The 26,980-nt window shown below is 62.6% G+C and carries 24 protein-coding genes; 13 read left to right on the top strand and 11 right to left on the bottom strand.

Annotation, left to right across the window (positions count from 1 at the left end; all coding sequences use genetic code 11):
* The first annotated feature begins 15 nt into the window (after positions 1 to 15).
* Positions 16 to 2,496 (top strand): GcvT family protein, encoded by a 2,481-nt coding sequence (locus PWP93_RS30815; protein ID WP_421047391.1) that lies wholly within the window; start codon positions 16 to 18, stop codon positions 2,494 to 2,496.
* A 1-nt stretch (position 2,497) separates the two neighbouring features.
* On the opposite strand, the gene PWP93_RS30810 is transcribed toward PWP93_RS30815, so the two are convergent.
* On the bottom strand, positions 2,498 to 3,238 hold the full coding sequence (locus PWP93_RS30810) for an SDR family oxidoreductase (protein ID WP_421047390.1): 741 nt from the start codon (positions 3,236 to 3,238) through the stop codon (positions 2,498 to 2,500).
* A gap of 117 nt (positions 3,239 to 3,355) precedes the next feature.
* Between PWP93_RS30810 and PWP93_RS30805 the strand changes: the two genes are divergently transcribed.
* The 6 genes from PWP93_RS30805 to PWP93_RS30780 all read left to right on the top strand — a co-directional run bounded on the left by PWP93_RS30805 (position 3,356) and on the right by PWP93_RS30780 (position 8,231).
* Positions 3,356 to 4,258 (top strand): LysR family transcriptional regulator, encoded by a 903-nt coding sequence (locus tag PWP93_RS30805; protein ID WP_421047389.1) that lies wholly within the window; start codon positions 3,356 to 3,358, stop codon positions 4,256 to 4,258.
* Between the two features lie 108 nt (positions 4,259 to 4,366).
* Positions 4,367 to 4,876: an aminoacyl-tRNA deacylase gene (locus PWP93_RS30800; protein ID WP_421047388.1), complete on the top strand. Its 510-nt coding sequence runs from the start codon at positions 4,367 to 4,369 to the stop codon at positions 4,874 to 4,876.
* A gap of 162 nt (positions 4,877 to 5,038) precedes the next feature.
* Positions 5,039 to 5,773, top strand: coding sequence for an ABC transporter substrate-binding protein (locus PWP93_RS30795; RefSeq protein ID WP_421047387.1), 735 nt, complete (start codon positions 5,039 to 5,041; stop codon positions 5,771 to 5,773).
* Positions 5,774 to 6,015: 242 nt separating this feature from the next.
* Entirely contained in the window at positions 6,016 to 6,543 is a 528-nt protein-coding gene (locus PWP93_RS30790) for a hypothetical protein (RefSeq protein WP_421028649.1), read from the top strand.
* A 161-nt stretch (positions 6,544 to 6,704) separates the two neighbouring features.
* The gene (locus PWP93_RS30785) at positions 6,705 to 7,397 is read left to right on the top strand and encodes a DUF1223 domain-containing protein (RefSeq protein ID WP_421047386.1); all 693 of its coding nucleotides are present in this window, start codon (positions 6,705 to 6,707) and stop codon (positions 7,395 to 7,397) included.
* A 78-nt stretch (positions 7,398 to 7,475) separates the two neighbouring features.
* Entirely contained in the window at positions 7,476 to 8,231 is a 756-nt protein-coding gene (locus tag PWP93_RS30780; protein WP_421047385.1) for an IclR family transcriptional regulator, read from the top strand.
* Between the two features lie 27 nt (positions 8,232 to 8,258).
* Here the strand turns inward: PWP93_RS30780 and PWP93_RS30775 are convergent, their stop codons facing one another.
* The 3 genes from PWP93_RS30775 to PWP93_RS30765 are packed head-to-tail and all read right to left on the bottom strand — an operon-like array spanning position 8,259 to position 11,801.
* Complete coding sequence (locus PWP93_RS30775) at positions 8,259 to 9,137, bottom strand: citryl-CoA lyase (RefSeq protein WP_421047384.1); 879 nt, start codon at positions 9,135 to 9,137, stop codon at positions 8,259 to 8,261.
* 2 nt (positions 9,138 to 9,139) lie between these two features.
* Positions 9,140 to 10,336, bottom strand: coding sequence for a CaiB/BaiF CoA transferase family protein (locus PWP93_RS30770; protein WP_421047715.1), 1,197 nt, complete (start codon positions 10,334 to 10,336; stop codon positions 9,140 to 9,142).
* A 25-nt stretch (positions 10,337 to 10,361) separates the two neighbouring features.
* On the bottom strand, positions 10,362 to 11,801 hold the full coding sequence (locus PWP93_RS30765; protein WP_421047383.1) for an MFS transporter: 1,440 nt from the start codon (positions 11,799 to 11,801) through the stop codon (positions 10,362 to 10,364).
* A 328-nt stretch (positions 11,802 to 12,129) separates the two neighbouring features.
* Here PWP93_RS30765 and PWP93_RS30760 point away from each other — a divergent pair, with 328 nt between their 5' ends.
* Complete coding sequence (locus PWP93_RS30760; protein WP_421047382.1) at positions 12,130 to 13,704, top strand: intermembrane transport protein PqiB; 1,575 nt, start codon at positions 12,130 to 12,132, stop codon at positions 13,702 to 13,704.
* Between the two features lie 36 nt (positions 13,705 to 13,740).
* On the opposite strand, the gene PWP93_RS30755 is transcribed toward PWP93_RS30760, so the two are convergent.
* The gene (locus PWP93_RS30755; RefSeq protein WP_421047714.1) at positions 13,741 to 15,042 is read right to left on the bottom strand and encodes a TAXI family TRAP transporter solute-binding subunit; all 1,302 of its coding nucleotides are present in this window, start codon (positions 15,040 to 15,042) and stop codon (positions 13,741 to 13,743) included.
* 103 nt (positions 15,043 to 15,145) lie between these two features.
* On the opposite strand from PWP93_RS30755, the gene PWP93_RS30750 reads away from it, so the two are divergent.
* Positions 15,146 to 15,349, top strand: coding sequence for a hypothetical protein (locus PWP93_RS30750; protein WP_421047381.1), 204 nt, complete (start codon positions 15,146 to 15,148; stop codon positions 15,347 to 15,349).
* Here the strand turns inward: PWP93_RS30750 and PWP93_RS30745 are convergent.
* Positions 15,346 to 16,254, bottom strand: a complete 909-nt coding sequence (locus tag PWP93_RS30745) for a LysR substrate-binding domain-containing protein (protein WP_421047380.1) — start codon at positions 16,252 to 16,254, stop codon at positions 15,346 to 15,348. The two genes, PWP93_RS30750 and PWP93_RS30745, sit on opposite strands and share 4 nt — an antisense overlap.
* A 104-nt stretch (positions 16,255 to 16,358) precedes the next feature.
* On the opposite strand from PWP93_RS30745, the gene PWP93_RS30740 reads away from it, so the two are divergent.
* Positions 16,359 to 17,735, top strand: a complete 1,377-nt coding sequence (locus PWP93_RS30740; protein WP_421047379.1) for an FAD-binding oxidoreductase — start codon at positions 16,359 to 16,361, stop codon at positions 17,733 to 17,735.
* A gap of 372 nt (positions 17,736 to 18,107) precedes the next feature.
* On the opposite strand, the gene phaC is transcribed toward PWP93_RS30740, so the two are convergent.
* The gene (gene phaC / locus PWP93_RS30735) at positions 18,108 to 19,745 is read right to left on the bottom strand and encodes a class I poly(R)-hydroxyalkanoic acid synthase (protein WP_421047378.1); all 1,638 of its coding nucleotides are present in this window, start codon (positions 19,743 to 19,745) and stop codon (positions 18,108 to 18,110) included.
* Positions 19,746 to 19,818: 73 nt separating this feature from the next.
* Positions 19,819 to 20,283: a MaoC family dehydratase gene (locus PWP93_RS30730; RefSeq protein WP_421028640.1), complete on the bottom strand. Its 465-nt coding sequence runs from the start codon at positions 20,281 to 20,283 to the stop codon at positions 19,819 to 19,821.
* A 231-nt stretch (positions 20,284 to 20,514) separates the two neighbouring features.
* Here PWP93_RS30730 and PWP93_RS30725 point away from each other — a divergent pair, with 231 nt between their 5' ends.
* Entirely contained in the window at positions 20,515 to 21,045 is a 531-nt protein-coding gene (locus tag PWP93_RS30725; RefSeq protein WP_421047377.1) for a hypothetical protein, read from the top strand.
* Positions 21,046 to 21,183: 138 nt separating this feature from the next.
* On the opposite strand, the gene PWP93_RS30720 is transcribed toward PWP93_RS30725, so the two are convergent.
* Together PWP93_RS30720 and PWP93_RS30715 are read right to left on the bottom strand one after the other, a co-directional pair.
* Positions 21,184 to 21,630 (bottom strand): MarR family winged helix-turn-helix transcriptional regulator, encoded by a 447-nt coding sequence (locus tag PWP93_RS30720; protein ID WP_421047376.1) that lies wholly within the window; start codon positions 21,628 to 21,630, stop codon positions 21,184 to 21,186.
* A gap of 206 nt (positions 21,631 to 21,836) precedes the next feature.
* Entirely contained in the window at positions 21,837 to 22,838 is a 1,002-nt protein-coding gene (locus PWP93_RS30715) for an AraC family transcriptional regulator (RefSeq protein ID WP_421047375.1), read from the bottom strand.
* Between the two features lie 357 nt (positions 22,839 to 23,195).
* Here PWP93_RS30715 and PWP93_RS30710 point away from each other — a divergent pair, with 357 nt between their 5' ends.
* Both PWP93_RS30710 and PWP93_RS30705 read left to right on the top strand, forming a co-directional pair.
* A complete protein-coding gene (locus tag PWP93_RS30710) occupies positions 23,196 to 24,518 on the top strand; it encodes an MFS transporter (protein ID WP_421047374.1) in 1,323 nt (440 codons plus the stop codon).
* 305 nt (positions 24,519 to 24,823) lie between these two features.
* Positions 24,824 to 25,192 (top strand): BON domain-containing protein, encoded by a 369-nt coding sequence (locus PWP93_RS30705; protein ID WP_421047373.1) that lies wholly within the window; start codon positions 24,824 to 24,826, stop codon positions 25,190 to 25,192.
* Positions 25,193 to 25,382: 190 nt separating this feature from the next.
* Here the strand turns inward: PWP93_RS30705 and PWP93_RS30700 are convergent, their stop codons facing one another.
* Positions 25,383 to 26,588: a porin gene (locus PWP93_RS30700; protein WP_421047372.1), complete on the bottom strand. Its 1,206-nt coding sequence runs from the start codon at positions 26,586 to 26,588 to the stop codon at positions 25,383 to 25,385.
* Between the last annotated feature and the right edge of the window lie 392 nt (positions 26,589 to 26,980).

The following is a 26,980-nucleotide window of genomic DNA, read 5'->3' as shown; positions in this document are numbered from 1 at the left end:
TCGAGGCTCATGCCCATGTCTACCTCTGTTCCCACGCATGCACGCGTCGTCATCGTCGGCGGCGGCATTGTCGGTTGCTCCGTCGCGTATCACCTCACCAAGCTCGGCTGGCGCGACGTCGTCCTGCTCGAGCAGGGCGCGCTCTCGTGCGGCACCACCTGGCACGCCGCAGGCCTCGTCGGCCAGTTGCGCTCGCAGCAGAGCATGACGAAGCTGATCCGCTATTCGACGGCGCTCTACGCCGAGCTGGAGGCCGAGACCGGGCTGGCCACGGGCTGGAAGCAGTGCGGCTCGCTCTCGGTGGCGCGCACCGGGGAGCGGATGACGCAACTCAAGCGCACAGCGGCCTCCGCGCGGGCCTACGGCGTGGTGTGCGACGTGATCGGCCCGCGCGAGGCCGGCGAGCTCTGGCCGGTGATGCGCACCGACGACCTGCTGGGCGCGGTCTGGCTGCCCGGCGACGGCAAGGCGAACCCCACCGACCTCACGCAGTCGCTCGCGCGTGGCGCCCGCCAGCGCGGCGCGCGCATTGTCGAGAACACGCGCATCACCGCGGTTCATACGGAAGCGACGCCCTCGGGCCGCGCGGCCACCGGCGTATCGTGGCGCAACAAGGACGGCGAGGAGGGTACGCTGCACGCGGAGATCGTCGTCAATTGCGCGGGGCAGTGGGCGAAGGCGGTCGGCCGCATGTGCGGCGTGACCGTGCCGCTGCATTCGGCGGAGCACTACTACATCGTGACCGAGCGCATCGCCGGTGTGCATCCCGATCTGCCGGTCATGCGCGATCCGGACGGCTTCATCTATTTCAAGGAAGAGGTGGGTGGCCTGGTGATGGGCGGCTTCGAGCCCAACGCGAAACCGTGGGGCATGAGCGGCATCCCCGAGAATTTCGAGTTCCAGCTACTGCCCGACGACTGGGATCAGTTCGAAATCCTGATGGAAAACGCGCTGCAGCGCGTGCCCGCGCTCGAAACCGCGCAGATCCGGCAGTTCTACAACGGGCCGGAATCGTTCACTCCCGACAACAATTTCATCGTGGGCGAGGCGCCCGAGTTGCGGCGCTTCTTCGTGGGCGCGGGCTTCAACTCGATGGGCATTGCCTCGGCGGGCGGAGCCGGCATGGCGCTGGCCGAGTGGATCGTCGCGGGTGAGCCGACCATGGATCTGTGGCCCGTGGACATTCGCCGCTTCGCGCGCTTTACCGGCAACGACACCTGGCTGCACGACCGCGTGAAGGAAACGCTGGGCCTGCACTATGCGATGCCCTGGCCGAACCGCGAGCTCGACACGGCGCGTCCGTTCCGCCGCTCGCCGATCTACGCGCAACTCGCGGCGGATGGCGCGTGCTTCGGCAGCAAGATGGGTTGGGAGCGCGCGAACTTCTTCGCGCCGAGCCCGCATGAAGCGCGCATCGACTACGCATTCGGTCAGCAAAACTGGCTGCCGTGGAGCGGCGCGGAGCACCGCGCGTGCCGCGAAGGCGTCGCGCTGTTCGACATGAGTTCGTTTGCGAAGCTGCTTGTGAAGGGTCGCGATGCGGAAGCGGTGCTGCAATCGATCGTCGCGAACGATGTGGCGGTGCCGGTTGGCTCCACCATTTACTCAGGGTTGCTAAACGAGCGCGGCACCTACGAGTCGGACCTCACGCTCACGCGTCTCGCCGACGATCAGTACCTCGTGGTGACCGGCTCGGCCCAGGCAACGCGCGATCTCGATTACCTGGAGAAAGCGATTCCCGCCGATCGCCACTGCGTGCTCGTGGACGTGACGAGCCAGTACGCGGTGCTCGCCGTCATGGGGCCGCATTCTCGCGCGCTGCTGCAAAGCGTGTCGAAGGCCGATTGGGGCGCCGAAGCGTTCCCGTTCGGTCAAAGCCGCGAGGTCGACATCGGTTATGCGACGGTGCGCGCGACTCGCCTCACCTACGTGGGCGAACTGGGCTGGGAGCTGTACGTGCCGGTCGAATTCGCGGTCGGCGTGTACGAGACCCTGCATGCAGCGGGCAAGGCCTTCGGGCTCGTCAATGCCGGCTATTACGCGATCGATTCGCTGCGCATCGAAAAAGGCTATCGTGCGTGGGGCCGCGAGCTCTCGCCCGATTGCAATCCGTTCGAGGCTGGTCTCTCGTTCGCGTGCAAGCTCGACAAGGACATTGCGTTCCGGGGCCGCGAAGCGCTCTTGCGGTTGCGCCAGCAGCCCTTGCAGCGCCGCCTGGTCGTGCTCACCGCAGAAGGCGCGAGCGAGCAGATGCTGTGGGGCGGCGAGGCCATTCTGCGCGATGGCGAGGCGGTGGGCTCGGTCACCTCGGCGGCCTTCGGCCACACACTCGGCTGCCCGGTCGCGATGGGCTTCGTCTCGCGCGAGGATGGCGCGGTCGATGCGGCGTGGCTCGCTGGCGGGCGCTATGCGATCGACGTGGCCGGGGAACGGGTTCCGGCCAACGTGCATCTGAGCGCCCCGTACGATCCGCGTGCATTGCGCGTGAAAAGCTGAGTCAGCACATGCCGCCGTTGGCGCGGATCGTCTGGCCATTGACCCAGCCGCCCTCCGGACCAGCGAGGAAAGCGACGACCTGCGCGATGTCGTCTGGCTGGCCAAGACGTTCGAGCGGGTTCATCTTCGCCATGTGATCGATGAGTTCGGCGCTCTTGCCGTCGAGGAAAAGCTCGGTGGCGACAGGACCGGGCGCGACCGCATTCACACTGATGCCGCGCCCCCGCATTTCCTGAGCCAGGACTTGGGTCAGGCCTTCGACAGCCGCCTTGGTGGCGATGTAGATCCCATAGGACGGCAAGCGAACGCCAATGACGCTGGACGAGAGATTAATGATTCTCCCGCCGTTGCGCAGGCGTTTTGCCGCTTCGCGGCAGACGTTGAAGGTGCCTTTGAGATTGATTGCGACGGTCTGATCGAAAGTCGTGTCGTCACACTCGGCAATTTTTGCGAGCTTCATGATGCCGGCACAGTTGACGACAACATCCACGCCGCCAAAGGCGCGCTCTGCCGCGTCGAACATGGCGATGACGGCCGCCGGATCGGCGACGTCGGCCTGAGCGACGATCGCTTCGCCGCCCGCGGCCTTGACCTTGTCGGCGACTGCCTGCGCCGGGCCGGCGCTGCCCGCATAGTTCACGACGACCTTGAACCCATCCGCTGCGAGACGAAGGGCGAGTGCCGCGCCGATACCGCGCGACGCCCCGGTGATGATGACGACTTTCTTTTCCAGCGTCTTCATTGCTGCTCCTTATGTCTACTCATGCCGTGCATCCGGCGACAAGAAGCAATGTAGATCGGCTCCATAAATAAAAAAAATGAATTATCATTATTTTAATAATGACTAAATGTATGTCTCATGGCGTTCGACAGCAGACTCCTGGGTGGAATCGGCGTACTTTCGGCAGTCATCGAAGCCGGCAGCTTTGCGCGGGCGGGTGAGGCCATGGGCTTGACGCAGCCTGCGGTGAGCCGCGCCGTGGCCCGACTCGAAGAGCGCGTTGGCATCCGCATTTTCAACCGCACGGCGCGCGCAATTTCGCTAACCGATGAAGGACGTCGCTTCTACGAAGCCGTGGCGCCGCACCTGGCCGGCATCGAGGAAGCCGCAGTCGACGCCGCGCAATCCAGGGCGCGCGTGAGGGGAAAGCTAAGGGTCAATGTGGATGGAACGTTTGGACATTACGCACTGGCCCCGAGATTGGCGGAGTTCCTCGAGCGTTTCCCCGATCTTTCCGTCGAGATCAGCGTTCGCGACCGAATGGGTGATCTCGTTGCCGACGGGTTCGACGTAGCGGTGCGTTTCGGCATTCCCGAGCCTTCCTCGTATCGCGCGCGACTGCTGCTGGAAACGCGCGTGCTCACCTGCGCATCGAAAGCGTATGTCGCTCGGTACGGTGAGCCCAGGCACCCCAACGATATCGCGACAGGACACCAGTGCGTGTTGATGCGCGATCCCAAGACCAGCCGCGCTTTCGAATGGGAATTCCATCGTGGGAACGAAATCATTCCGCTCGCCGTCGCCGGCCGACTGATGGTCAACGATACCGGTTCGCTGCTTGGCGCCTGTCTCGGCGGCACGGGCATTGCGCAATTGCTGGAACTCTATGCGAAAGAGCTGATCGCCGACGGGAAAGTCATCCTTCTTTTACCCGAATGGGTGGACGAAACATTCCCGCTATATGCCTACTATCATGGCTCGAATTTCGTTTCAGCGAAGGTCCGTGTTTTTCTCGACTTCGTGCGCGAAATCGCCGCCTGAGGTGCTGCAATTCGATGCGAGCTCATTGTGCCGACTGGCGCCGCGTGACCTATTCTGAAGAGACACCAGACGTTCATTTCTTTTCTGGTTTTCGACAGGAGGTATGCCATGTCGATCTCGCCAACTTTGCAGGAGTGCCTGCGCAGCAAGGGCTCCCGTTACGAAATCGTGCGTCACCCTTACAGCCATTCCAGCATGGAAACGGCTGCCGCGGCGCACATTCCCGGTGACCGCCTCGCAAAAACCGTGCTGCTCGAAGACGAGCACGGTTATGTGGCCGCCGTGCTGCCCTCGACCCACGCCGTGCAATTCTCCGAGCTATGGAGCAAAACCGGACGCCGCCTCGCGCTCGCCACGGAGGTCGAGCTGCGCGAATTGTTCAAGGATTGCGATGCGGGCGCCTTGCCGCCGGTGTGCATGGCCTATGGCATGAAAACCTGGCTTGATTCGAGCCTCGCGGGGCAACCGGATGTCTACTTCGAAGCCGGCGACCACGAAGCGCTGATTCACATGGACGCCGATCAGTTTCTCGCGCTGATGGACGACGCCGAGCGCGCGCATTTTTCACGGCGCATGCGCGGCATGGGTGCGATGAGCAGCATGAGCGCACGGCACTGACCTAACTCCGCAGCGCAAGGCCGGGGAGCGCGGCGCCAGATTTCGACGGCTGGCTGCCGCGGTGTGATAATGCCTTCGCCGGAGTTCCGGCGACCTCTTTGAACTTCCACACCCTCACACCGAGCCGCGCGCGACGCGCGCGGCGCTCACCTTGCCACGCTCATGAACATCGATTCCGCCATCGTCGACGCGTTCGCGCCCACCGGCACGCTGCGCGCTTCCATCAATCTCGGCAATCCCATTCTCGCGGGGCGCGACCCGGCTTCGGGCGAAGCGTCTGGCGTGTCCGTCGATCTTGCGCGGGCGTTCGCGCAGCAACTCGGCGTGCCGCTCGAACTCGTCGTGCTCGACACGGCGGCGCAGTCGGTGGAAGCGGTGAGCGAGGCGCGCGCCGACTTCGGTTTCTTCGCCGTCGATCCCAAACGCGGAGAGACCATCGCCTTCACCGCGCCCTATGTGCTGATCGAAGGGTTCTATCTGGTGCGCGACGACTCGCCGGTGCGCGTCAACGCGGACGTGGACCAGCCGCATAACCGCGTTGCGGTCGGCAAGGGTAGTGCATACGATCTTTTTCTCACACGCGAGTTGAAGGCTGCGCAAATCGTGCGTGCGCCGTCGTCGCCCGCGGTCGTGCAAACGTTCCTCGACCAGGGGCTCGAAGTGGCGGCAGGCGTGAAGCAGCAACTCGAAGCGGATGCACGCAAGGCGCCGGGGCTGCGTTTGCTCGACGAGCGCTTCATGGTGATCCGCCAGGCGATGGGCGTAGCGAAGCAACGCGGGCCGCACGCGGCTGCGGTGCTTGGCGAATTCGTCGAGACGATGAAGGCGTCGGGCTTCGTGGCCGAAGCACTGGCACGCCATGGCATCGAGGGCGCTTCGGTTGCTCCGGCGGCATGAAAGACGGCTTGAACACGATGCCTCGCCGCGCACAACGCGGCAACTGTTAAAGAAAGTCAGCCAATCGTCAGCAATTGCAACCGGAGTAACAGTCCTCAAGAATCGACGATTTCTTGCCCAAGGCTCGCTAAAGTGGCCCTGCCTGCCGCACGGTGCGGTGAGCAAAAGATGAACGGCCGGGACGATTCGGTCGAGATCATCCAAGCCTGATTGATGCCTTTAGTGACTTTAGGGAGAAAACCATGAACACGATTCGCACGATGTTGCTCGGCGCCGCATTGACCGCTTTCGCTACCACGGCTGCTTTTGCGCAAACCAACCAGGCGGGCGCGCAGGGTTCGGCCGGCGTGGGCGCGAATGTCCAGACGCCGGTTCTGGGCGCAGGTGCGCAGGCAGGCGCCGGTGCGAACGCCGCTGGCACGGGCGCGGGTGCCGGCGGTCTCGTCGGCGGCGCGGTGAATGGCGCTGGCAAGGCGGTGGGCAGCGCTGGCGAAGCTGCTGGCAACGTCGCCAACGGCGCGGCGAATACCGCGGGCGCGACGGCTGATACCGCCGAGGAGACCGCGAAGTCGGCGACTCATTCGACGAAGCAGCACGCGAAGCACGTCGCTAAAAAGACGAAGCATCAAGCGAAGGAGGCCACGTCGAGCGCCGAAGACGCCGTAGGCGGCGCGAAGGCGAAGGCTGGCGAAACGCTCGACGGCGCGGCTGCGGCGCAAGGCGGCGCATCGGTTGGCGTGAAGGGCTCGGGCCAGGGCTCGTCGATGTAAATCGCCGCAAGTCTGCCGGCGCGGCGCTCGATTCGCACGAGCCGCCGTGCCGGCATGTGTCGGGCGAGGTGCGGTGCTACGGAAGCGGTTTGATCACGGTGTAACTTTTCAGATGGCCTGGACGAACTAGAAGCGAGCACGCCACGTTTCGGAGGTCCATCGTGTACGCCCGTCTTGTTGCCGGTTTCGCCTTGCTTGTTGCAGTGCCTGTCGCCGCGTCGGCCCGGCCTGTCGTAGTCGAACTGTTCACCTCGCAAGGATGTTCTTCGTGCCCGCCTGCCGATGCCTACCTGTCCGATCTTTCGAGGGGCCGCCAGGACGTGCTTCCTTTGGCGTTTCACGTGACCTGGTGGGACGGCCTCGGATGGAAAGATCCGTATTCGCTGGAAGCGGCCACGCGACGACAGGCCGCCTACAGTTCGCGTTTCGGCAGCAGTTCCTATACGCCGGAAATGGTCGTGGACGGTCGCAAGAGCTTCGTCGGCTGGGACCGTCACGCCGGAGAGAAAGCCATCCTCGCGGCTCAAACGAGTGACGCCAACCCGGTGTCCGTCAAGGGCATGCGCTCGGGCAACACGCTGTCGATTACGCTGGGAGCCGGAAACGGACAAGGCCAGATCCTTCTCATCGGCTACGACCGCGAGCATGTCACAGCGGTTGGACGCGGCGAGAACACCGGCCGCGCGCTCAAGGAGTCGAACATCGTTCGCTCCATCGAGCCCATCGGCGAGTGGAACGGCGCTTCGATGACGCTCAGTCATCGCGTGCCTTCTGGCGATCTGGCTGCGGTGCTGGTTCAGGCGCCGGACGGCAGTATTCTGGGCGCAACCAGAGTCGACTACGGCGCGCATTGAGACGGCTTTGGCGCGCGGCCCGAATAGCGCACGACATCGCGTAAAATCGGCTTCGTTCTCATTCCCGCATCGACACTCATGCCTGCGGAAAAGCCGCTCAAGAAGGAAGAAGGCGTTGCCGTCATTGACCGTGCGTGCGCCATCCTGTTCGCGTTTCGCCCCGACGACGGCGCGCTCACGCTCGCCGAACTCGCGGCGCGCACGGGCCTTTACAAGAGCACGCTGCTGCGCCTCGCGGGCGCGCTGATCCAGCACCGGCTGTTGCTGCGTCTCGACGATGGCCGCTATCAGCTCGGGCCGGCCACCTTCACGCTCGGCGCGCTTTATCAGCGCAGTTTGAATCTGGGGGATATCCTCGTGCCGCTGATGCGCGAACTCATGGACGCGAGCGGAGAGAGCGTTTCGTTCTACGTGCGTGAGAATGCGGTGCGCGTGTGCCTGCATCGCGTCGATTCGAAGCACGTCGTGCGCCATCACGTGCGCGAAGGCGACGTGCTGCCGCTGGAGACGGGTTCGGGCGGGCGCGCATTGCTCGCGTTCAGCGGCGAGCCGGGCGAGATTTTCGAGCAGACGCGGCGGGACTTCTACTGCATGTCGATTGGCGAGCGCGAGCGCGAAACCGCCGGCGTGTCGATGCCGGTATTCGGCGTGCAAGGCGCATTGCGCGGCGTGCTCACGTTAGCGGGGCCGAGCTCGCGCATCGACCGTGCGTTCATCGAAGCCCATCTCGACGCGCTGTTCGACTGCGCCGCGCGTGCCACCGACGCGCTGGGCGGCGACTCGCGCGCGTTGCGCGCCGCACAGCGCGCCCGCGCCGCGAATGCGGGCGCCTGAGCCCGGCGTATGTTTTAGCGGCTGTTTTCAGGCGCCGCCGGTTTCGAGGTGGCGCTCGCCCGGTCCCGCATACGCATAAGGAATCTGCCGTGGCATGGGCCCTTTGTTGCGCTCGCCGCGTGCGCGCTGCTCCCACGCATGCGCGAGAATGCCCACCGCACGCGACAGGCAGAACACGCCGCGCGCGAGTTCGGGCGCGAAGCCCAGCTCCGCGTAGATCACGGCGGTCACGCCGTCGATGTTCATCGGCACCGGCTTGTCCTTGCGCTTTTTCAGCAGGGCTTCGATCCCGCGCGCGATTTGCGCGTAGCGTCCGCCAATGTCGCCCGCCAGCACGCGCGCATCCACGAGTTCGAGCAGCCGTCCCGCACGCGGATCGACAGGATGGAAGCGATGCCCGAAGCCCGGCAAGTATTTTCCGTGTGCGGCGACGAACGCATCCACGCCTGCTTCGACCGCTTCTTCGAGCCCATTGCCCGCATCGATGCGCGCGGCAATCGCCTCGTAAAGCTCGACCGCCTGCTGGCCCGCGCCGCCGTGCACGTCATCGAGTGCGTTGAGCGCCGAAGCCATCGCGCCATTGAGCGGCAGCCCGCAACTCGTCGCCATGCGCGAGATCGCGATCGACGGCGCGTGCGGACCATGATCCACCGAAGCCACCAGCGCCGCTTCGAGCAGCGACGCGTGTGCTTCATTGGGCAACTCGCCGCGCAGCATCAGCCAGATCATCTGCGGGAAGCTCACGCGGCCGATGAGCTCCTGGATCGGGTAGCCGCGCACGGCAATCGAGCCCGGATGAATGTCGATGATCGAGGTGCGCCAGTAGTCGGCGCATAGCGCAGCGGCGTCGGGGTGCTCTGCCCGGAGCGATGTCGGTTGGCCCGTCGCGTCGTTTGTCGTGGACATGTTCAGATGACTCCTTGCGCGTGCAGCGCGTCGATGCGCGCGGCGTCGTAGCCGAGCTGAGCGAGCGTTTCGCGCGTGTGTGCGCCCAGCGCGGGCGCGGGCGCGGTGGGCGCGGCGTCGCCGTCCGAGAGGCGCAGGCCCGCGCGGGTTACGCGTTGCGCAGCCTCGCCTTGGGCTGGAGCGAATTCGCGTACGAAACGCCGCTCGGCCAGATGCGGATGCGCGAGAATCTGCGGCACCGAGAGCACGCGGCCCACCGGCACGCCGCGCGCGAGCAGACGCGTTTCCCAGTTCTCGGCGCTGTCGCCCGCGAGCGCGGCCTCGATCTCGGTTTTCAATTCGGCGCGGTAGTGTTTGCGTGCATGGCGTGCCGCGAAGCGTTCGTCGCGCGCCAGCTCGGGACGCCCGATCGTCTCGCACAGGCTCTCGAACTGGCGCGTCTCGTTCGCGGCAATGTTCAGCAGCCCGTCACCCGTCTTGAACGTGCCCGAGGGCGCGGCGGTGAAGTTCTCGTTGCCCATCGGCGTGGGCTCGACGCCTGCGTTCAGGTAGTTCGACACCACCCAGCCCATCGTCGCGAGCGTGGCTTCGAGCATCGAAACGTCGAGACGCCGGCCGCGCCCGCTTGTGCGCGCATCGACTAGCGCCGCGCAAATGCCGAACGCCGCCGTCAATCCGCCTACCGTGTCCGAGACCGGATAACCGACGCGCAGCGGCGCGCTCGTCGAATCGCCCGTCACGCTCATCACGCCCGCCATGCCCTGGATGATCTGATCGTAAGCCGGGCGGGGCGAAAGCTCGCCGCTATCGCCGAAGCCGGAAATCGCGCAATACACGAGGCGCGCATTTGCTTCGGATAGCCGATCGTATCCGAGCCCCAGACGATCCATCACGCCGGGGCGGAAGTTCTCGACCAGCACGTCGGCGTCTTTCACGAGTGCGAGCAGGATCTCCTTGCCGCGCGGGTCCTTCAGGTTCAGCGTAATCGAACGCTTGCCCGCGTTCACCGCCACGAACGAGGCGCCCATATTGCGCGCGGCTGCATCCTTGTCGGCGCCCAGGCGCCGCGCGAGGTCGCCGCCTTCGGGATGCTCGACCTTGGTGACGTCGGCGCCCAGCAGCGCAAGTTGATAGGCGCAGAATGGACCCGCGAGTACGTTGGACAGATCGAGAACGCGCACTCCGGCCAAAGGCAGCATAGTCACAGTGATTCCAGCCTCTTGATCAATGAGAAATATCGTCGAGCGCGCGATTGTTGGTGCGCGGGCCGAACAAACCGATTGCCGCCATAACCACCGCCATCGCGCCCGTGATGAGCGCGAACACGCCGGGAACGCCGAAGTGGCGCAGCGCGAACGCAATCATGAAGCCCGAGAACATCGCCGAAAGCCGCGACATCGAGTAGACGAAGCCCACCGCCGTCGCCCGCATGCGGGTAGGAAACAGCTCGACCTGATAGGCGTGATAGCCGACCGAGAGCAGCGTGCCGCCCAACGTGATGAGGACGCCGAACAGCATCAGCATGGCGGGCGCGGTCTGCATGGCGAACAGCGCGCCGCACACGGCGATGGCGAGCGCCGAGAGCACCACGAGCGTCTTGCGCTCGATGCGGTCGGCGAAGGTCATGCCGATAAGCGGGCCGAACGGATTCGAAGCGGCGATCACGAATGCATAAAGCAGGCTGTGCGTGACCGTAACGCCCTTGGAGACGAGCAGCGTGGGCACCCACGAGGCGAAGCCATAGAAGCCGATCGCCTGGAACAGGTTGAAGACGAGCATCGTGAGCGTGCGGCGGCGATACGGCGGCTGCCAGATTTCGGCGAAGCGCGCCTTGCTTTGCGGCGCGCTGGCGCTTGCGCGAGCGTAGTCGGGCGCGGGCAGCGGGCGGCCGTATTGTGCCTCGACCTTGGCTTCGAGCTTCGCGAGCACGCGCGCGGCCTCTTCGGTGCGGCCGCGCTGCGCGAGCCAGCGCACGCTCTCCGGCACGCGGCGGCGGATCGCCCAGGCGATGAGCGCACCGCACGCGCCGAGCAGCACCACCCAGCGCCAGCCGTCGATGCCGAGCGGCGCGCGCGGCACGAACCACCACGCGAGCAGCGCCACCGACGGCACCGCCGTGTACTGCACGAAATGGACGAAGGCGAACGCGCGGCCGCGCATGTGCATCGGCACGAGCTCGCTCACATACGTATCGATGGTGACCAGCTCGACGCCCACGCCGATGCCGGCGATCAAACGCCAAACGTTGATGGCCGGCGCGGTGGTCTGCAACGCCATGATGAAGGTCGCGGCCGAGTACCAGAGCAGCGACGCCGTGAACATCGTCCGGCGGCCATAGCGGTCGGCGAGCCGGGTGAAGCAGAACGTGCCGATGAACAAGCCTGCGAACGAGGCGGCCACGAAGGCGCCGAGCCCGGAGAAGCCGAAGAACGACGCGGTGGTGGTCGAGTAGAGGCCGCTCTTCACGAGACCGGGGCCCACGTAGGCGGTGAAGAACAGATCGTAGAACTCGAACCAGCCGCCCAGCGAGAGCATCAGCACGAGCGCCCAGATCGCGCGCGTGGCGGGCAGGCGGTCGATGTGCGCGTTGACTTGCGCGGCGCTGGCTGCAAGGGCGTGAACTGGGGGCGGTTCGTGGATGACGTCGAGCGGCAGGCTGGACATGATGGGGCGCCTCCTGGGGGCGGAATAAGGGCTTTGCTGTCTTGGTGTTCTATCTAGCAGAACAGCGTTCTAAAAAATGTGTGCGCATGATAGCGCAGGCCACTTGGCGGACCGCCCAGGGGTTTCACTGAGGGGGAATTGGTGTGCGGTTGAGTGGTATTGGCGGAACGGACAGCAATCCGGGGCCGTTGCGCACATTGCAGCCGCTCGATTCAATGTCGAGCTATCGTCGTTTGTCCAACGTACGGAGTGGTTCCATGCGTGTCGAACGGGTTCCAGCGCGGCTCATTCATTTGATCGATCTATATCGTCGCGAGCCGGTGGCGAAATGAGGGAGGGGGCGTCGCATTCCCGGGCGCGCTGGCTGCCTTCGCTCGTCTGGACCATTCCGCTCGTCGCAGCCTTGCTTGGCGTCGTGCTGATCGTCCGGTCGGTAAACTCGCGCGGTCCCACCGTCACGATCAGCTTTGCTGCCGCCGGAGGCCTCGAGCGCGGCAAGACCCGCATCAAATGCAAGTCCGTCGACATCGGCATTGTCCGCGCGATCAGGCTTTCTCACGACCTCTCCCGCGTGCTGGTTACCGTTGAACTCACCAGGGACGCGGAAAAATTCACCGCGAAGGACAGCCGGTTCTGGGTGGTGGCGCCACGAGTTGGCGCAAGTGGCGTGTCGGGACTCTCCGCACTGCTGAACGGCCCGTATATCGAAGCCGACGCCGGCCGATCGAAACAGCAGGCAAGCGATTTCGTCGGCCTGGAAGCGCCGCCCGCCGTGACTATCGATGAAAAGGGCCATCGCTACCGGCTGCACGCCGAAACGCTCGGCGCCCTCGACGTCGGCTCGCCCATTTTTTACCGGAGAGATCGGGTTGGTCAGGTGATCGGCTATTCGATCGGCAAGGACGGGGCGAGCGTCAACGTCGACGTGTTTGTGAAGGCCCCCTTCGATCAGTACGTGATGACGAGCACGCGATGGTGGCGCGAGAGTGGCGTGAAGGTGAAAATCGCCTCGAACGGCGTCAATATCGATACGCAGTCGCTCGCAAGCATCCTTGCGGGAGGGCTGGCATTCGAAGCGCGGCCCGATAGTCCGCCGCAGCCTCAAGCCCCCGACAACACGGCGTTCACGCTGGCTGCAAACCAGGCCGAAGCAATGCGTGAGCCGGACGGTTTACCGCTGCGCGTGGTGATGTATTTCGATCAGTCGCTTCGTGGGCTCGCGGTGGGCGCACCGGTGGACTTTCAGGGAATCGTGATCGGCGAGGTAACGAACATCGGCATCGGTTACGATCGCCGGGCGCGTACTCTCATCATGCCGGTGAGCATGAATGTGTACCCGCAACGCCTGCAGCGCCTTTCGCACGGCGAATTTCCTGAAACGCACTCGATCGAGGGTAAAGCCGCGATGAAAGCCATGGTCGCGCGCGGCTTGCGCGGACAACTGCGCATCGCCAACGTGCTGACGGGGCGGCTCTACGTGGCGCTGAGCCTGTTCCCGGAGGCGAAGCCCGCCAAGGCAGATTTCGATCACGATGTAATCGAATTGCCGACCGTGCCAAGCAAGGTCCTCGCGCTGCAAAGCCAGGCCGGCGAGATGGCGGCAAAGCTCGACAAGGTTCCGCTCGATGAAATGGGCATGAACCTGAATACGTCATTGCAAGGCATGAACCGAAAGTTGACGTCTTTGAGCAATGATGTCCTGCCGCCATTGAGCGACGCTCTGGACGCCACCCAGCAATCGCTTGCTGGAGCCGGGGTCTTCTTGCAGCAAGGCTCGCCATTCCATGTGGAGGTGCATCAATCCTTGCAAGGCCTGACGCCCACGTTGCAATATTTCAACGCGATGGCGGATTACCTGGAGCGCCATCCTGAATCACTGCTTCGGGGCAAAAGCGGGCAATAAGCCGTGGGCGCAAACTTTTGCGCACAGGCTTATTGCCTATTCCTTCGCCCTCTGGGCAACCTGCGCAATGCGGTCGCGCACGACACCGATCGCCTGCTTCAGCGCGTAAACGTCCTGAAAATAGCGATAGGGAATCCGTATCCGGCTGGCGTTCGCGTCGATGTTTTCGATCTCATCGCGCCATTGCGCAATTTGTGCGCGAGACGGCTCGCGGTTGTTCCACACTTCGTCTTCCAGCGCCTTGATTTCGCGGTACCAGACCACGAGCCGCTTTTTCATCCGCGCTTCCACCATGCGTGGCAATGCCTGAAGCAGACCGATCAGGAGCGCCGCGAATGGCACGAGGATCAATAACCGCCGTTCAATCAGGCTCGCGAGCCAGAAGGGCAGATAGCGGTAAAGGAATGGCTGGCCGGATTTGAAATAGCGGATGCTTTCATCGGAGATTGGAAATTCCTCGGTGCGCAGGTTCGGAAACGTGCCAATCGGCGTGAAGTAATCTTCGCCGCCGTGAATGGTGTGAGCCGCGTCGAGCAGCAGATAGGCAAGCGCCGGATGCATCGTGTCTTTCGATACGAGCAGTGCCGTTGCAGCGAGCAGCGTGACGTCGGTGCGTGGCAGGTCCTCGGCGACACTGGTGGAGGCGCGCGGCAACACAATTTTCGAAAGCGACGGGAATTTCTGAACCAGCGCGTCGGCCTGCGCGAAGTTCATCAACTTCAGGGTCTTGTTATTCAGCAGGGCTTTCTGCATATCGGCATCGGGTCTGCCAATGAAGAACGCCGCGTCGATCTGGCCGCTTTGGAGTCCCTGATAAGCGGCGGGCGCATCCATTTGCAGCAGCGTGGAATTTTCGCTCGTGATGCCGCTATAACCGAGCAATATCTTTGCCACGTTGAGCAGACCGCTGCCGGGCACGCCCATGGAAATCCTCTTGCCGCGCAGTTGCGTCAGCCGGTCGACCGTGGTGTCGCTGCGATAGAACACCCAGATCGGTTCGTACGACACGGCAGCAATCGTCTGCAGACCGTCGGTTGCCTGCGGACTGGTCGTGCCCGACTGGATAAAGCCGACTTCATAGGCGCTATTCGGGTCCCGCAGCCGCTCATAGTTCTCCACCGAGCCGGATGAACTGCGGATGTCGAGTTTGATGCCTGCGCGCGTCAGGATCGGCGCATAGCGATCCGCAAAGCCGCGATAGATGCCGTTGTCCGCGCCCGTGGTGATGACGATGGTGTGCTGGAAGGCTGGGGCGATCACGCTCGCCAGTATCGCGCCAAGCGCCGCTAACAAAGCGATTGTCCCAAAGATCAAGAGGCGCCGCTTCGCCCGGGTCATGGGCGGCTTCTGGCTGCGATGCAGCGTGGGATTGGGTCTGGACATCCGTGACTCGCTTCTCCAGTTTTATCGCATCAAGATTCGTGACAAACCGTGATTCGCTATGGTGGAAACGCTGGCAATACCCGTGATTCGAAACCAGATTATCTGGCGACAGATTATGGCGTATTTTTCACTCGGCCTGCTCACGCTGCTGCTTGCCCTTTATGGCATTTCAGAGGTCGCAGCTGAATCAGGCCGATACGCCGATTCGCGAGTATCAAAACTGGCAAAACCAGTAACCCGGAAGCGAATCAATACCTTTTAAACGACCGAGCGCAACCACTCAGAAAACGCCGCAATGGTGCGCTCGCGCGGATGGTTTGGTTTGCGTACCACATAAAATCCATAGCCAGGCAAGCTCAGTGGGAAGGCTTTTACCAGCGTACCGGCGGCGAGTTCGGGCGCCACGAGCATGTCGCTGAAAATGCCGATGCCCTGGCCTGCGATGACCGCCTCAATCGCATGCAGTTCCTCGCGGAAACTCAGGTGCTGCATGTCCTTGAACTCGGGTACGCCGCGCCACCTGCGCGCAGCCACGGCCAGCCATCGCTGCCACGTGGGTGGGTCACGGTCGGCCGGCCCCCACCAGGCGTGGACCAGGACATGCCTCGCGAGATCGGCGGGCCGCTTTAGTTCGCCTTCTAATAGCAGGTGTTGACTGCAGACGGGCCAAAAGGTATCGCTCACGAGTGCATCGACGATTCCGTCCGAGGGCGTTTTCCGGCAGGTCGCATAACGAATGGCGACGTCGCCATCGCCGGCCTGCAGATCGAGCACGGCATCGGTGCCGATCACTTCCAGCGGCACGTGTGGATGCAATTTCCGCCATGCCGGCAGTCGGGGCACCAGCCAGCGGCTGGCGAAGGCGTTGGTGGCCGTTACACGAAGGGGCTGCTGGTCGCCATCCCGTTTCACGGCCGCGATGGCAACTGCGAAAGATTCCAGTCCGTTACGCACGCCAGGGAGCAGCCGAGCGCCGGCTTCGGTCAGCGCAAGAGGCCGTGGCCTCCGGCGAAACAGCGCGCAGCCGCAGTAGCGCTCGAGCAGCCGGATCTGGTGGCTGATCGCGGTGGGCGACACGCACAATTCCAGCGCGGCCTTCTGGAAACTCATATGGCGCGCGGCAGCTTCAAAGGTGCGGAGCTCGACGAGAGGCGGCAGCTTGTGCATATGGGCAGTGTAGATGAAATCATTTCACCTTCAGCTGAATTCTTCGCGTTTGCTCCTGGGGTCGTTTCGATGGAGACTTGAAGCGAACTCGAGGAGAAAACGCCATGCTGCCGATTGGGTCCCTGGCCGAAGCTGCGGCCGAGCTTGCAACCACTTTCCGCGGGCAGCTGCTGTGTCCCACGGACGCTGGCTATGACGATGCGAGGAAGGTTCACAACGGTCTGGTCGACAAGCGGCCAGCATTGATCGCCCGATGCCTTGGCGTGGCCGACGTGGTGGCCGCCCTCGACTTGACCCGCAGACTCGGCCTCGAAGTCGCCGTACGAGGCGGTGGCCACAACGTGGCGGGGCGGGCGACGATCGATGGCGGGGTGGTCATCGACCTGTCGCTGATGAAGGGCGTCCGCGTGGATCCGCAGCACAGAACGGTCTGGGCGCAAGGCGGCGTCACCTGGGGCGAACTCAACCGCGAGACGCAGTTGCACGGCCTGGCGGTCACCGGAGGCGTGGTCTCCAGCACGGGCATTGCAGGGCTGACTCTCGGAGGTGGAATCGGCTGGCTGATGAGCAAATACGGACTGGCGCTCGATAACCTGCTGGCGGTGGAACTCGTCACAGCCGACGGCAAGGTCCTGCAAGCGAGCAGGGAGCAGGAGCCCGAACTGTTCTGGGCGCTGCGCGGCGGCGGCGGGAACTTTGGAGTCGCCACGGGTTTCGAGTATGCGCTGTACCCGGTAGGCCCGACCATCATCGGCGGGCCAATCGTCCATCCGATCGAGCGCGCTCGCGATCTGCTGGAATTTTTCCGCGATCGCACACGCGCGCTGCCCGACGAGCACACGCTGTTCGCGACGCTGACACATGCGCCGGACGGCTCAGGCCTGCCGGTGGCCGCCATGGTGACTTGCCACTGCGGGCCGCTGGAGGACGCCGAAACGGCCATGCGCCCGCTCAAGCAGTTCGCCGCACCCCTGCTGGATGCTGTGGGGCCCATGCCCTACACGCAACTCAATGGCATGCTCGACGCCAACTACCCCAAAGGCGCGCTCAACTACTGGAAGTCCAACTTCCTTGCTGAACTAAGCGATGCCGTGATCGACACCATGATCGATTGCTTCGCGCGTTGCCCGACGCCTATGGGCCAATTGCTGCTCGAGCATTTTCACGGCGCGGTCACTCGTGTCGATGTGAGCGATACGGCTTTCCCGCATCGCCGCGAAGGCTACAACTTCCTCGTGCTCAGCCAATGGATGCAGCCTGCCGAGACCGGGGCATGTGTGGCTTGGGCGCGTGAGACCTACGAAAAAATGCAGTCATTCTCCGCCTCCGGCCGCTACGTCAACTACCTTGATGACGACGAGGCGGGCGAGCCCATTGCCGCGGCATACGGTCCGAACTACCGGAGGCTTCAGCAGATCAAGGCCCGGTATGATCAGACGAACTTCTTTCGCATGAATCAGAACATCCGGCCGTTGCCTTGATGGCGGCCATTCGCATTCAGGCGGTTCAGCCGGGAGTTGGCGGGCAGCAGTGAAATCCCCAAGCCGTTCGACACGAGCGCGAAGACTGTCGACGGAAACGAAACCTAAAAGGCCACGTTGAGGTGGACGCGTTGCGCACCGATATGGGCATCAAGATCGCTGAAAATGGCGCGGCATGCCTGCTCGAGCAGAATGAAATCATGACCGAGGCGCAATGCAGGTGTCGTGAAATGGCGCAGCGCTTGTCCCTCGCCGGCTAGTGCAACTTGCCCGCCAAAGGGGTGGCACGGCTTGGTGTGCCAACAGATGGCGTCGATGCGAGCGCGTATTCAGGCGCGCGAGCGCGGAAACCCGCGCCTTGCCCGGCGTTGCTCAGTCTGCCCGCACCTTGACATAACGGCCCGGTGCCGGCTCGAACGGCTCGTGCTTGCGATTCCCAAGCCGCGCGCGGGCCTTGACCCGGCCGCCCGCGTGAGTCGCCAGCCAACTGGCCCAATGATTCCACCAGCTCCCAGGCATTTCCTCCGCAGAGGCCAGCCAGCCTTGGGCGTCGCCGCCGAGATCGCCTTCGGCCCAATAACTGCGCTTGTTCTTCGTTGCCGGATTGATGACGCCGGCAATGTGACCGCTAGCCCCGAGGACGAAGTTCACGTCGCCGCCAAGCAGCTGCGTGCTGCGCCATGCCGATTGCCACGGCACGATGTGATCGTCCTGCGTGGCCAGCACATAGGCGGGCGTGTCGATCAGGCCAAGATCCACCGGCATGCCGCACATGCTCAGCTTGCCGGGCTCGCACAAATTGTTCTCGAGATACATATTGCGCAGGTACCACGTGTACATCGGTCCCGGCAGGTTGGTGCTGTCGGCGTTCCAGTACAGGAGATCGAAAGCCGACGGCGTTTTGCCTTTCAGATAGTTGTTGACGACATAAGGCCAGATGAGATCGTTGGCGCGCAGCATCTGAAACGTAAAGCCGAGTTCGCGGCCAGGGTAGATGCCGCTGCGCCCAATCGTCAGCTCCCGCTGTGAAACGGTTTGCTCGTTGATGAAAACACCGAGATCGCCGGGATCGGTGAAATCGAGCATCGTCGTGAGCAGCGTCAGGCTCGCGACCTTGTCTTCGTTGCGCGCACGCGTCACCGCCAGCGCCGACGAGAGGATCGTGCCGCCCACACACCAGCCGACGGTGTTGACCTTGTCTGCGCCCGTAATCGCCAGCGTGACGTCGATCGCCTGCATAACGCCCGATTCCAGATAGTCGTCCCAGCTCGTGCGTGCCAGATCGGCGTCGGGATTACGCCAGGAAATGATGAATACAGTTTGTCCCTGCTCGACCGCAAAGCGCACAAACGAGTTTTCGGGCTGCAGATCGAGAATGTAGAACTTGTTGATGCAGGGCGGCACGATCAGCAATGGCCGCTTCGCGACCTGTGCGGTTAGGGGTGCGTACTGGATCAACTGAAAGAGATCGTTTTCGAATACGACTGCCCCTTCCGATACGGCGACGTTGCGGCCCACTTCGAAAGCGGTCTCATCGGTGATGGAAATGGTCTTGCGAGCGAAGTCCTCTTGCAGGTTGGCGATGCCGCCCCATAGACTTTCGCAGTTTGATTCGAGCGCCGCCCGCAGGGCTTCCGGGTTCGTGACGCCATAGTTTGCCGGGCTGGCAGCATCGATGAACTGGCGCGTGAAGAACCGCAGCTTTTGCTTTTCCTTATCATCAAGGGATACTGCCTCGACGTACTGTTCGAGGAGGCGGGCGTTGAGCAGGTAGTTTTGTTTGAGAAAGCTGTACCAGGCATTGCTCGACCAATCGTCCGCCTGAAACCGGCGGTCGTGCCGCTCAGGGCTGATCGCAGGCAGCGTGTCCATGCCAACGGAGCGGGTTAGCGTGGCGGCCCACAGCGTCAACTGTTGTTGCAAGTATTGCGTGCTCGCGTCAAGTTGCGGACTCGGGAGAGCGTCTGCAACAAATGCGACACCGGAGAACATCTTCAGGAAGTCCAGCATCGCGTTGGACCACGCCTGAACGGCGCCTTCCGCCACATTGGGTTGAGTAATCATTTGCGCGCTCGTTGAATATTTATCGATTCACCACGCTCAACTTGGCGCTACTGCGCTTCTGAAGTGATGTGGGCATGACGACGGCTTCGCCATCGATGACCACTTTTCCTGCCACCGTACACACGGTATCCAGAACAACGCGGCACTTGCCCGGAATCAGTTCGCGGACTGTCACGGTTGCCCGTACCGTATCGCCGGGCTTGACGGGCGCCTTGAAGCGCAGATTTTGCCCGAGATAGACAGTGCCCGGTCCCGGCAGCCGGCCAGCGATCGCGGCAGAGATTACGCTTGCAGTCAGCATTCCGTGTGCTATGCGGCCCCCGAACTGCGTGCCTTGCGCAAATTCTTCGTCGATATGGACGGCATTGTTGTCACCCGACGCGCCAGCAAACAGGACAATGTCTGCTTCAGTGATCGTTTTTGCGAAGCTTGCCTCCATACCGGGTTTCAAGTCTTCGAAGTCGTAACCAGAAAGCTCATTCATGGGTTTCTTTAATCTAAAGGATGGGTATTCGTTGTTGCTCTGCACAATACGACAATCCCGCATCATATTTTTATGATTGGACGCCAGAGTTTTGGTATTTCGTGACACTCGGTGTTAACACCAGTACGAGCTGGCAATCTGTCATCGTCATTTATATGACAAATCAACTATGTTCAATTGCGATGAAGATGGTGTTGGTATCGCGTCGCCAACGAATGCCGATGGGATCCGATGCAGATCGTGGACCAATCGCCTAATCTCGGCATCAGCCCGGCCTATAATGGCGAGGCAAAAAATCCGGAGTTGGCGATGCCGCGTACATACGATGAGATCATGTTCGACATCCAGAATCTGCAGATAGAGGCGCAGGGAGCGCTGGAGCGCGAGCGCGCCGAGGCGATCGTGAGAATCCGCGCGGAGATGGCCAAGTTTGGCATCACGCTTGAAGAGGTGAGCGCAAGCGCCGAAGTCGAAAATCCCGTCGTCCGCCGCAAGCCTGCCACCGCGGCCGGGAAGGCGAGTGCAGCGGCCCCGAAGACGGCCGCCTCGACCGAGGCCGCACAGTTGGCATCCGCGAGCGCAAGCGCGGACAAAGGCAAGCTGGCTATCGATATCCTCGATAAAGCGGGCATCGACTTTCGTAGCAAGACACCCGAGCGGAATGCGCGGCGCAGCCCTCGGGTTGCGGCAACGGCCGCGAAACAGCCAGCGAGGAAGGCGGCAACCAGGCCCACGCAGGCAAAAAAAACCCGCCACGTTTGAATCTGGCGGGTTTGCTTCAAAGGGTGTCCGGGCTGACGGGGCGATAGGGTAATTGATGGCAGCCAGAGCGGCAGCCGCGCGCGGTGAACTCCATGCGACCGTTAGCGGCAGGGAATTCGCCGGCTCGCGGCAGCCCTTTCAGGATTCGTCCCATCCGTTGATGGAGAGCGCCTTGTCCAACAGGTAGCGCAAAGCCAGGAGTTCTTCTTCTTCCATGCCCTTATAGAGTTCCTTGTCCCGTCTCTCCATCGCCGGACCGACTTTTTTGAAAATCTTCCGGCCGTCAGCCGACAGCCCGATCACCACGCTTCTCCCGTCAGCGTCGTTGCTTGATTTCGTCAGCATTTCCTGGGCGATCAGGCTTTCCACGGTACGGCTTGCCTGGCCCTTGTCGAGATTGCCACGGCGGGAAATATCCCTGATGGTTTGCTGACCGAACGTCCCAACGACGCTGAGCACGATCGCCTCGGGGTAGCTCAGGCCAAGCCTGTCGCGCGCGACTTCGCCGCTCTTCTTGTCAGCGATCTTGCTTAAGGCCTTTAGCCGGTACGTCAGGGATTGATCGGGCGCTGCAGTGATTGCCATGACTACTCTCTGTTTGTGGACTTGACATTCAATCTGGCCTTATTTTACATGGACCCCATCGTGGTCGTTACGTTGCATCGCCCAGTGCGGGGCGATCGAACCACGAGCGGCAAAAGGTTGATAGATCAATCATGAAGTTGAATCATCGACCATGACGAAGGCCGTTGCCGAGTGGCTATCCTGCGCGCAACGCGATCGCCACGCGGTCATTTCAGGTGGCTACTGCGCCAGTCGCGCGGCGTCATGCCAAAGCGAGCGCTGAACCAGTTCGTGAATGAGCCCTGCTGCGAATAGCCAAGCAGGAGGGAGACCCGCCCGATCGGATAGCGTGGGTTATTCATGTAGCGCACAGCCAGCTCGGAGCGCACTTCCTCGATGAGGCGCGTGAAGCTCGTATCGGCGAGCCCAAGCTGGCGCTGCATGGTGCGAACGCTCAGATGCAGATGCGCGGCCACCCGTTCAACAGTGGCCTGCTCGAGCGGCAGCAGCAGGTAGATCGCCTTGCGCGCTTCGAGCGCGACGGAGCCGACGCCCGCCACATTGAGCGAATCGACGAGGCTCTCGGCATAGCGCACCAGCTCAGGGTCGGCGGCGGGGTTCGGGTAGTCGAGGTCGGCGGCGGCGCATACGAGGCCATTGAAGTCGCTGCCGAACTCCAGCGGGCAGCCGAAGAAGCGGCGGTGAAACGTGAGATCAGCCGGCCCACGATGGACGAAATGAACGGAACGGGGTTTCCAGCGATCACCGAGCAGGGCGCCGGCGTGGCGCGCAAGCGCGCCAACAGCGAGTTCGATCGCCTGATTCGTCGGAATGCCCGGATCGACGACCAGTTCCTCGCGGATGGTCACCGTGTCACCCGCATCCTCGACATAGATCGCGAGGGCTTCGTTCAACAGATGGCGGTATTCGGCCGCGGCGAGCAGCACTTCGCGCAGCGTGCGCTTGTGCGCGAGCAGCACGTTGACGAGGCCCGTGCCGAACTTCTGGCGCGTTTCGGCCATTCGCAGGCCAAAAGTCGGGCACGATGCCTTTTCGGCCGTGAGCTCGAGGACCCGGCAAGCGGCGGAGGCGGGAATGCGCCCGTCCGGATTTGCGAGCGCCGCGGCGTCGATTCCGGCTTCCTGAGCAAGCTCGACCGGGTTCAGCCCAGCCCGCCGCGCCACGTCGAGATATCCGCTCATTGCGCCCGCGCGCAGCATCGTTTCCATGATTATGTCTCCCCCACGCATCTGGCTTGCCGCCTGTCGTCATTCGGCAGCGGCCGCGTTTTCGCATGGATTGGTGTTAACGCCTGGTGGCACGAAGCCCTAAAACGATGGCGTCCAATCATAAAAGTGTATCGCGATTCAGGCGTATCTTGCCATCGCCATGGGTCAGTAATGTTCCGGGCGTTTCATGCGAGCAGACGCGGCGCGAAATGCCGGGACACCCATATCGAAGAACACGATGCAATTCTCGGCGGGCTGGTGACGGCCCAGCCAGTATCGATAACGTGCCGCCATTTTTCCGGTGTGCAGCATGTCACAACAGCGCCCGACCTCGAGCGCGACGTTAGGAGACCCAAGATGCTTACCACGCATGCCGAGCCCATTGCGGGCGATTTTTCGGTGAAACATACGAACGTGCGCACATATGCGTGGGTCGTGTTCGCCTTGACCGTCGGGTTGCTGCTTTCCGATTACATGTCGCGGCAGGTGTTGAATGCCGTATTCCCGCTGCTCAAGACGACATGGCACCTCTCGGACACCCGGCTCGGCTCGCTGAGCAGTGTGGTCGCGCTGATGGTGGGCGTGCTCACCTTTCCGCTTTCGGTGCTGGCCGACCGCTGGGGCCGCGTGAAGAGCATCGCCCTGATGGCGGCCATGTGGAGCCTCGCGACGCTCGGCTGTGCGCTCTCGACCAACTATGGCGAAATGCTCCTCGCGCGAGCCTTTGTCGGTATTGGCGAAGCCGCCTATGGCAGCGTCGGAATCGCGGTGGTCCTAAGCATTTTCCCGGCGCGGCTGCGCTCCACGATCACCGGCGCCTTTATGGCGGGCGGCGCGTTCGGCTCGGTGCTGGGCATGGCGCTCGGTGGTGCGGTTGCGGCTCATCTCGGCTGGCGCGCCTCGTTTGGCGCGATGGCGGCCATGGGGATCGTGCTGGTCGTTCTCTATCGTATCGTTGTCACCGAAAAGCGGCTTGCGCCGCTGCAGCTGGAAAGCGTGGGCAGGCAAGCGCAGGACATCGGTATGCGCACGAGCTTGCGCGCGTTGATGAAGGGGCTGTTTTCCACGCGTTCGGTCGTATGTGCCTATGTGGGCAGCGGCGTTCATCTGCTGGTTCCGGCCGCCATCTGGAGCTGGATGCCGAGCTTCCTGAACCGCTACTACGGCATGGCCACCGGCAAGGCTGCCGTGACTGCCGCGGCGTTCGTCCTGGTGACGGGCCTCGGCATGGTGGTGTGCGGGAACCTTGCGGACCGCTTCAGCAGGCACGTCGGCGAACGGAAATGGAGCATCGCGATAGCGTACTGCCTGATCTGCTTCGCACTGCTCGCAATTGGCTTGCGCATGCCGGCAGGTCCGGCGCAACTCGCCACGATCGGCGCCGGCATGTTCTTCTGCGCAGGCGCGGCCGGCCCCTCGGGCGCGATGGTGGCGAACCTCACGCCGCCGTCGATCCACGCCTCGGCGTTTGCCACGCTGACGCTGGCTAACAACCTGCTGGGGCTCGCGCCCGCCGCCGTGCTGACCGGCTTCATGGCCGATCGCATCGGGTTGCTCGGTGCGCTGCAGCTCGTGCCATTCGCGCCGCTGGTTGCAGCAGCCGTGTTCCTGATCGGCAGGCGCAATTACGTCGTCGATCTCGATCGCGTGAACATGTTGCGCGAAGAGGCCGCGCGCTAAATGTGATTGGTTTTGCAACTATATAATTGATTTAACATCGTGTTTTTAAAAGTTGCACGAGAAAATTTCCCGTAGTCATGGGTGCCGCCGCGTGCCTTGCAATTCAAGCAAATGCAGATCAGGGAAAGACGCCTGGGGCAGGGACGAGCCAGTTCCGCCACAGGCGAATTGCTTTTTGCGTCCGAGTAAAAAACAAGAGATTCGACATCGCGCAAAACAGAGCGCTTGCATGAATCTACCGGGCGGCGTAATGGCCGGCTGGATTACCGCGTTTCACCCAGCAGCAATAACCACAGGAGTATGTAATGAACACGACTACGAAGACCCTCAGCCTGGCGCTCTGCGCACTGCTCGCCGCAGCGGCCCTGAACGCGTCGGCCCAAACCTCGGCCAGCGCACCTGGCACTGCGGCTGCGACGGCGTCCATCACAGCGGCGCCCGCTGCACCAGGCAACACCAAGCTGCGCCGTGCGGTGTACGCGGCGATTGCGAGGCACAAGGAGATCCACGGCGGCAGTATTGGTGTCACCGCAAAGAATGGGGCGGTGACGCTGAATGGCTCGGTTACGGATGGCGCACAGGTCGAGCAGGTCGCTGAGATCGCCAGGGGCGTTCCCGGCGTGACCTCGGTGACAAACAAGCTGACGGTCCAGAAGCCCCTGGGCGGTATGTAAGCATGCAAGGCACGCCGCAGGCTGTAGCCTGCCGGCGGGCCATGCAGATTGGTGGCGGAAGTGGATCGGGTCCGACGTTTCGTGGATGCGCGCTACAAGATCGTGGGCGGCGCAGAAACGACAAAGCAGAAACGACAAAGCAGAAATGACAAAGCCGCCTTTCGGCGGCTTCGGGTTGAGCGGATACGTCTTAGAAGGTATGGCGCATGCCGATGTTGAAGGCCGTGGTGTTTTTGCCCGGGGCTACAGGCGTTCCGTAAATAAGTTCCTGGTTCATCTGGCCGCGGTTGGACACGTAGCCAGCCTGCGCATAAACCAGCGTGCGCTTCGATACGTTGTAGTCGGCGCCGATTGCGTAGGCGGTCGACTGGTTCGAGTTGTTCTTGTTGTCCTTCAGGTAGTAGACGCCCGAGGTGAAGTTGAGCGCCGGGGAGAAGCGGTAGCCAAGACCGCCAGTCCACATGTCGAAGTCACCGGAGACCACAAATGCCTTCGGTACCCCATTCGGGTTGGCCGGATTGCGCCCGTTGCTGAATGAACCGGAGATCGAGATGCCGTGCCACGTGTATTTCGCACCAAAATAGACGAAGCGGTTGTTGTTCAGGCCGGTCGGCTGGATGCCGGTCGTGGCAGTCGCAGGGTTACCGAGCGAGGCATACGAGTACGGGTTGGCATCGTGTCCGTTGTAGTAGACGGCATCGGCGTTCAGACCAAAGCCCGAATACTTGAGCACGGCCGACTCGCGCGTGCCGCCTTGAGCCTGCCCCGCCACGCCGCCGGGAGCAAACTCGAGTGCAGCGGACACACCGTAAAACGACGGCGAGTTGTAGACGATCGCATTGTCGTCATACAGTGCGCCAATCTGGCCGTTCGTGTTGCTTCCGGTCCAGCCCGACATCGTGTTCATGGTCAGCCAGGCGGTCAGGACGCTGCCGAAGTACTGCGCATTGCGCACGTCCGTTTCGGCCATCGCATAGGCCATCGGAGCGAACTGACGGCCAAAATCGATCTTGCCGAACGGACCCGACACGCCGACGGACGTGACCTGGGTGAACATCGCGGTTCCAGTGGGCGTGCCGGTCTTCTGCGACTGGCCCGTGGAACTGTTGAACGCGCCCTGAAGCTTGAAGTTGACGGCGTACCCGCCACCAAGGTCTTCCGAGCCCTTCATGCCAAAGATGCTCGAGTAAATGCCACCGTCCTTGAGCTGAACCACATGACCTGCGTTGCCGTTTATTTTGGTGTTCGGCAGGAAGGGCGCCGCTGCGTACGATGCCGACGTGCTCTGGTAAAGCAAACCAGAGTCCACGACTCCGTAAAGCGTCACCGACGATTGCGCGTGTGCTGCGCCTGCAAATGCGAAAATGGCCGCGGCGCACGTGATTCTCAACTTCATGTGGTCTCCTGCGTAACTATGTTCTATCACCCGGGTGACAGCGCTCCAGAAAGATGACGCTGCAACTGATTAAGAAGGATACGTGCGAGCGTACAAATCCTTCCCCCCATCAGTGGGTGGGCGGGTTTTCCGTAATTCCGTGACGTGGTATAAGCCGGAAAGCCTTGCGGGTCGGACTTCCGGGCCCGATCAGCAGGCGCTTTTCAGGTCCATGACACCGGGTGACGTCCTATTCGCGTTGCATCCTGTTGACAAAATCATGGAGTCCCCGTTCGATTCGGCATTAGGTTGACATGTCATCTATCGATGAGGTTAATCGTTCAACGTTTGAAAATGCCGTACTTCAACGTAGAACTTTGAATCTTGTCATTCATCGTAGGGAAAACGCGGAG

It is taken from the genome of Paraburkholderia sp. A1RI-2L (genome assembly GCF_048957375.1).
Classification (GTDB): domain Bacteria; phylum Pseudomonadota; class Gammaproteobacteria; order Burkholderiales; family Burkholderiaceae; genus Paraburkholderia.
Note: the sequence above shows the minus strand (reverse complement) of the source record. Positions and strands in the feature narration are given on the sequence as shown.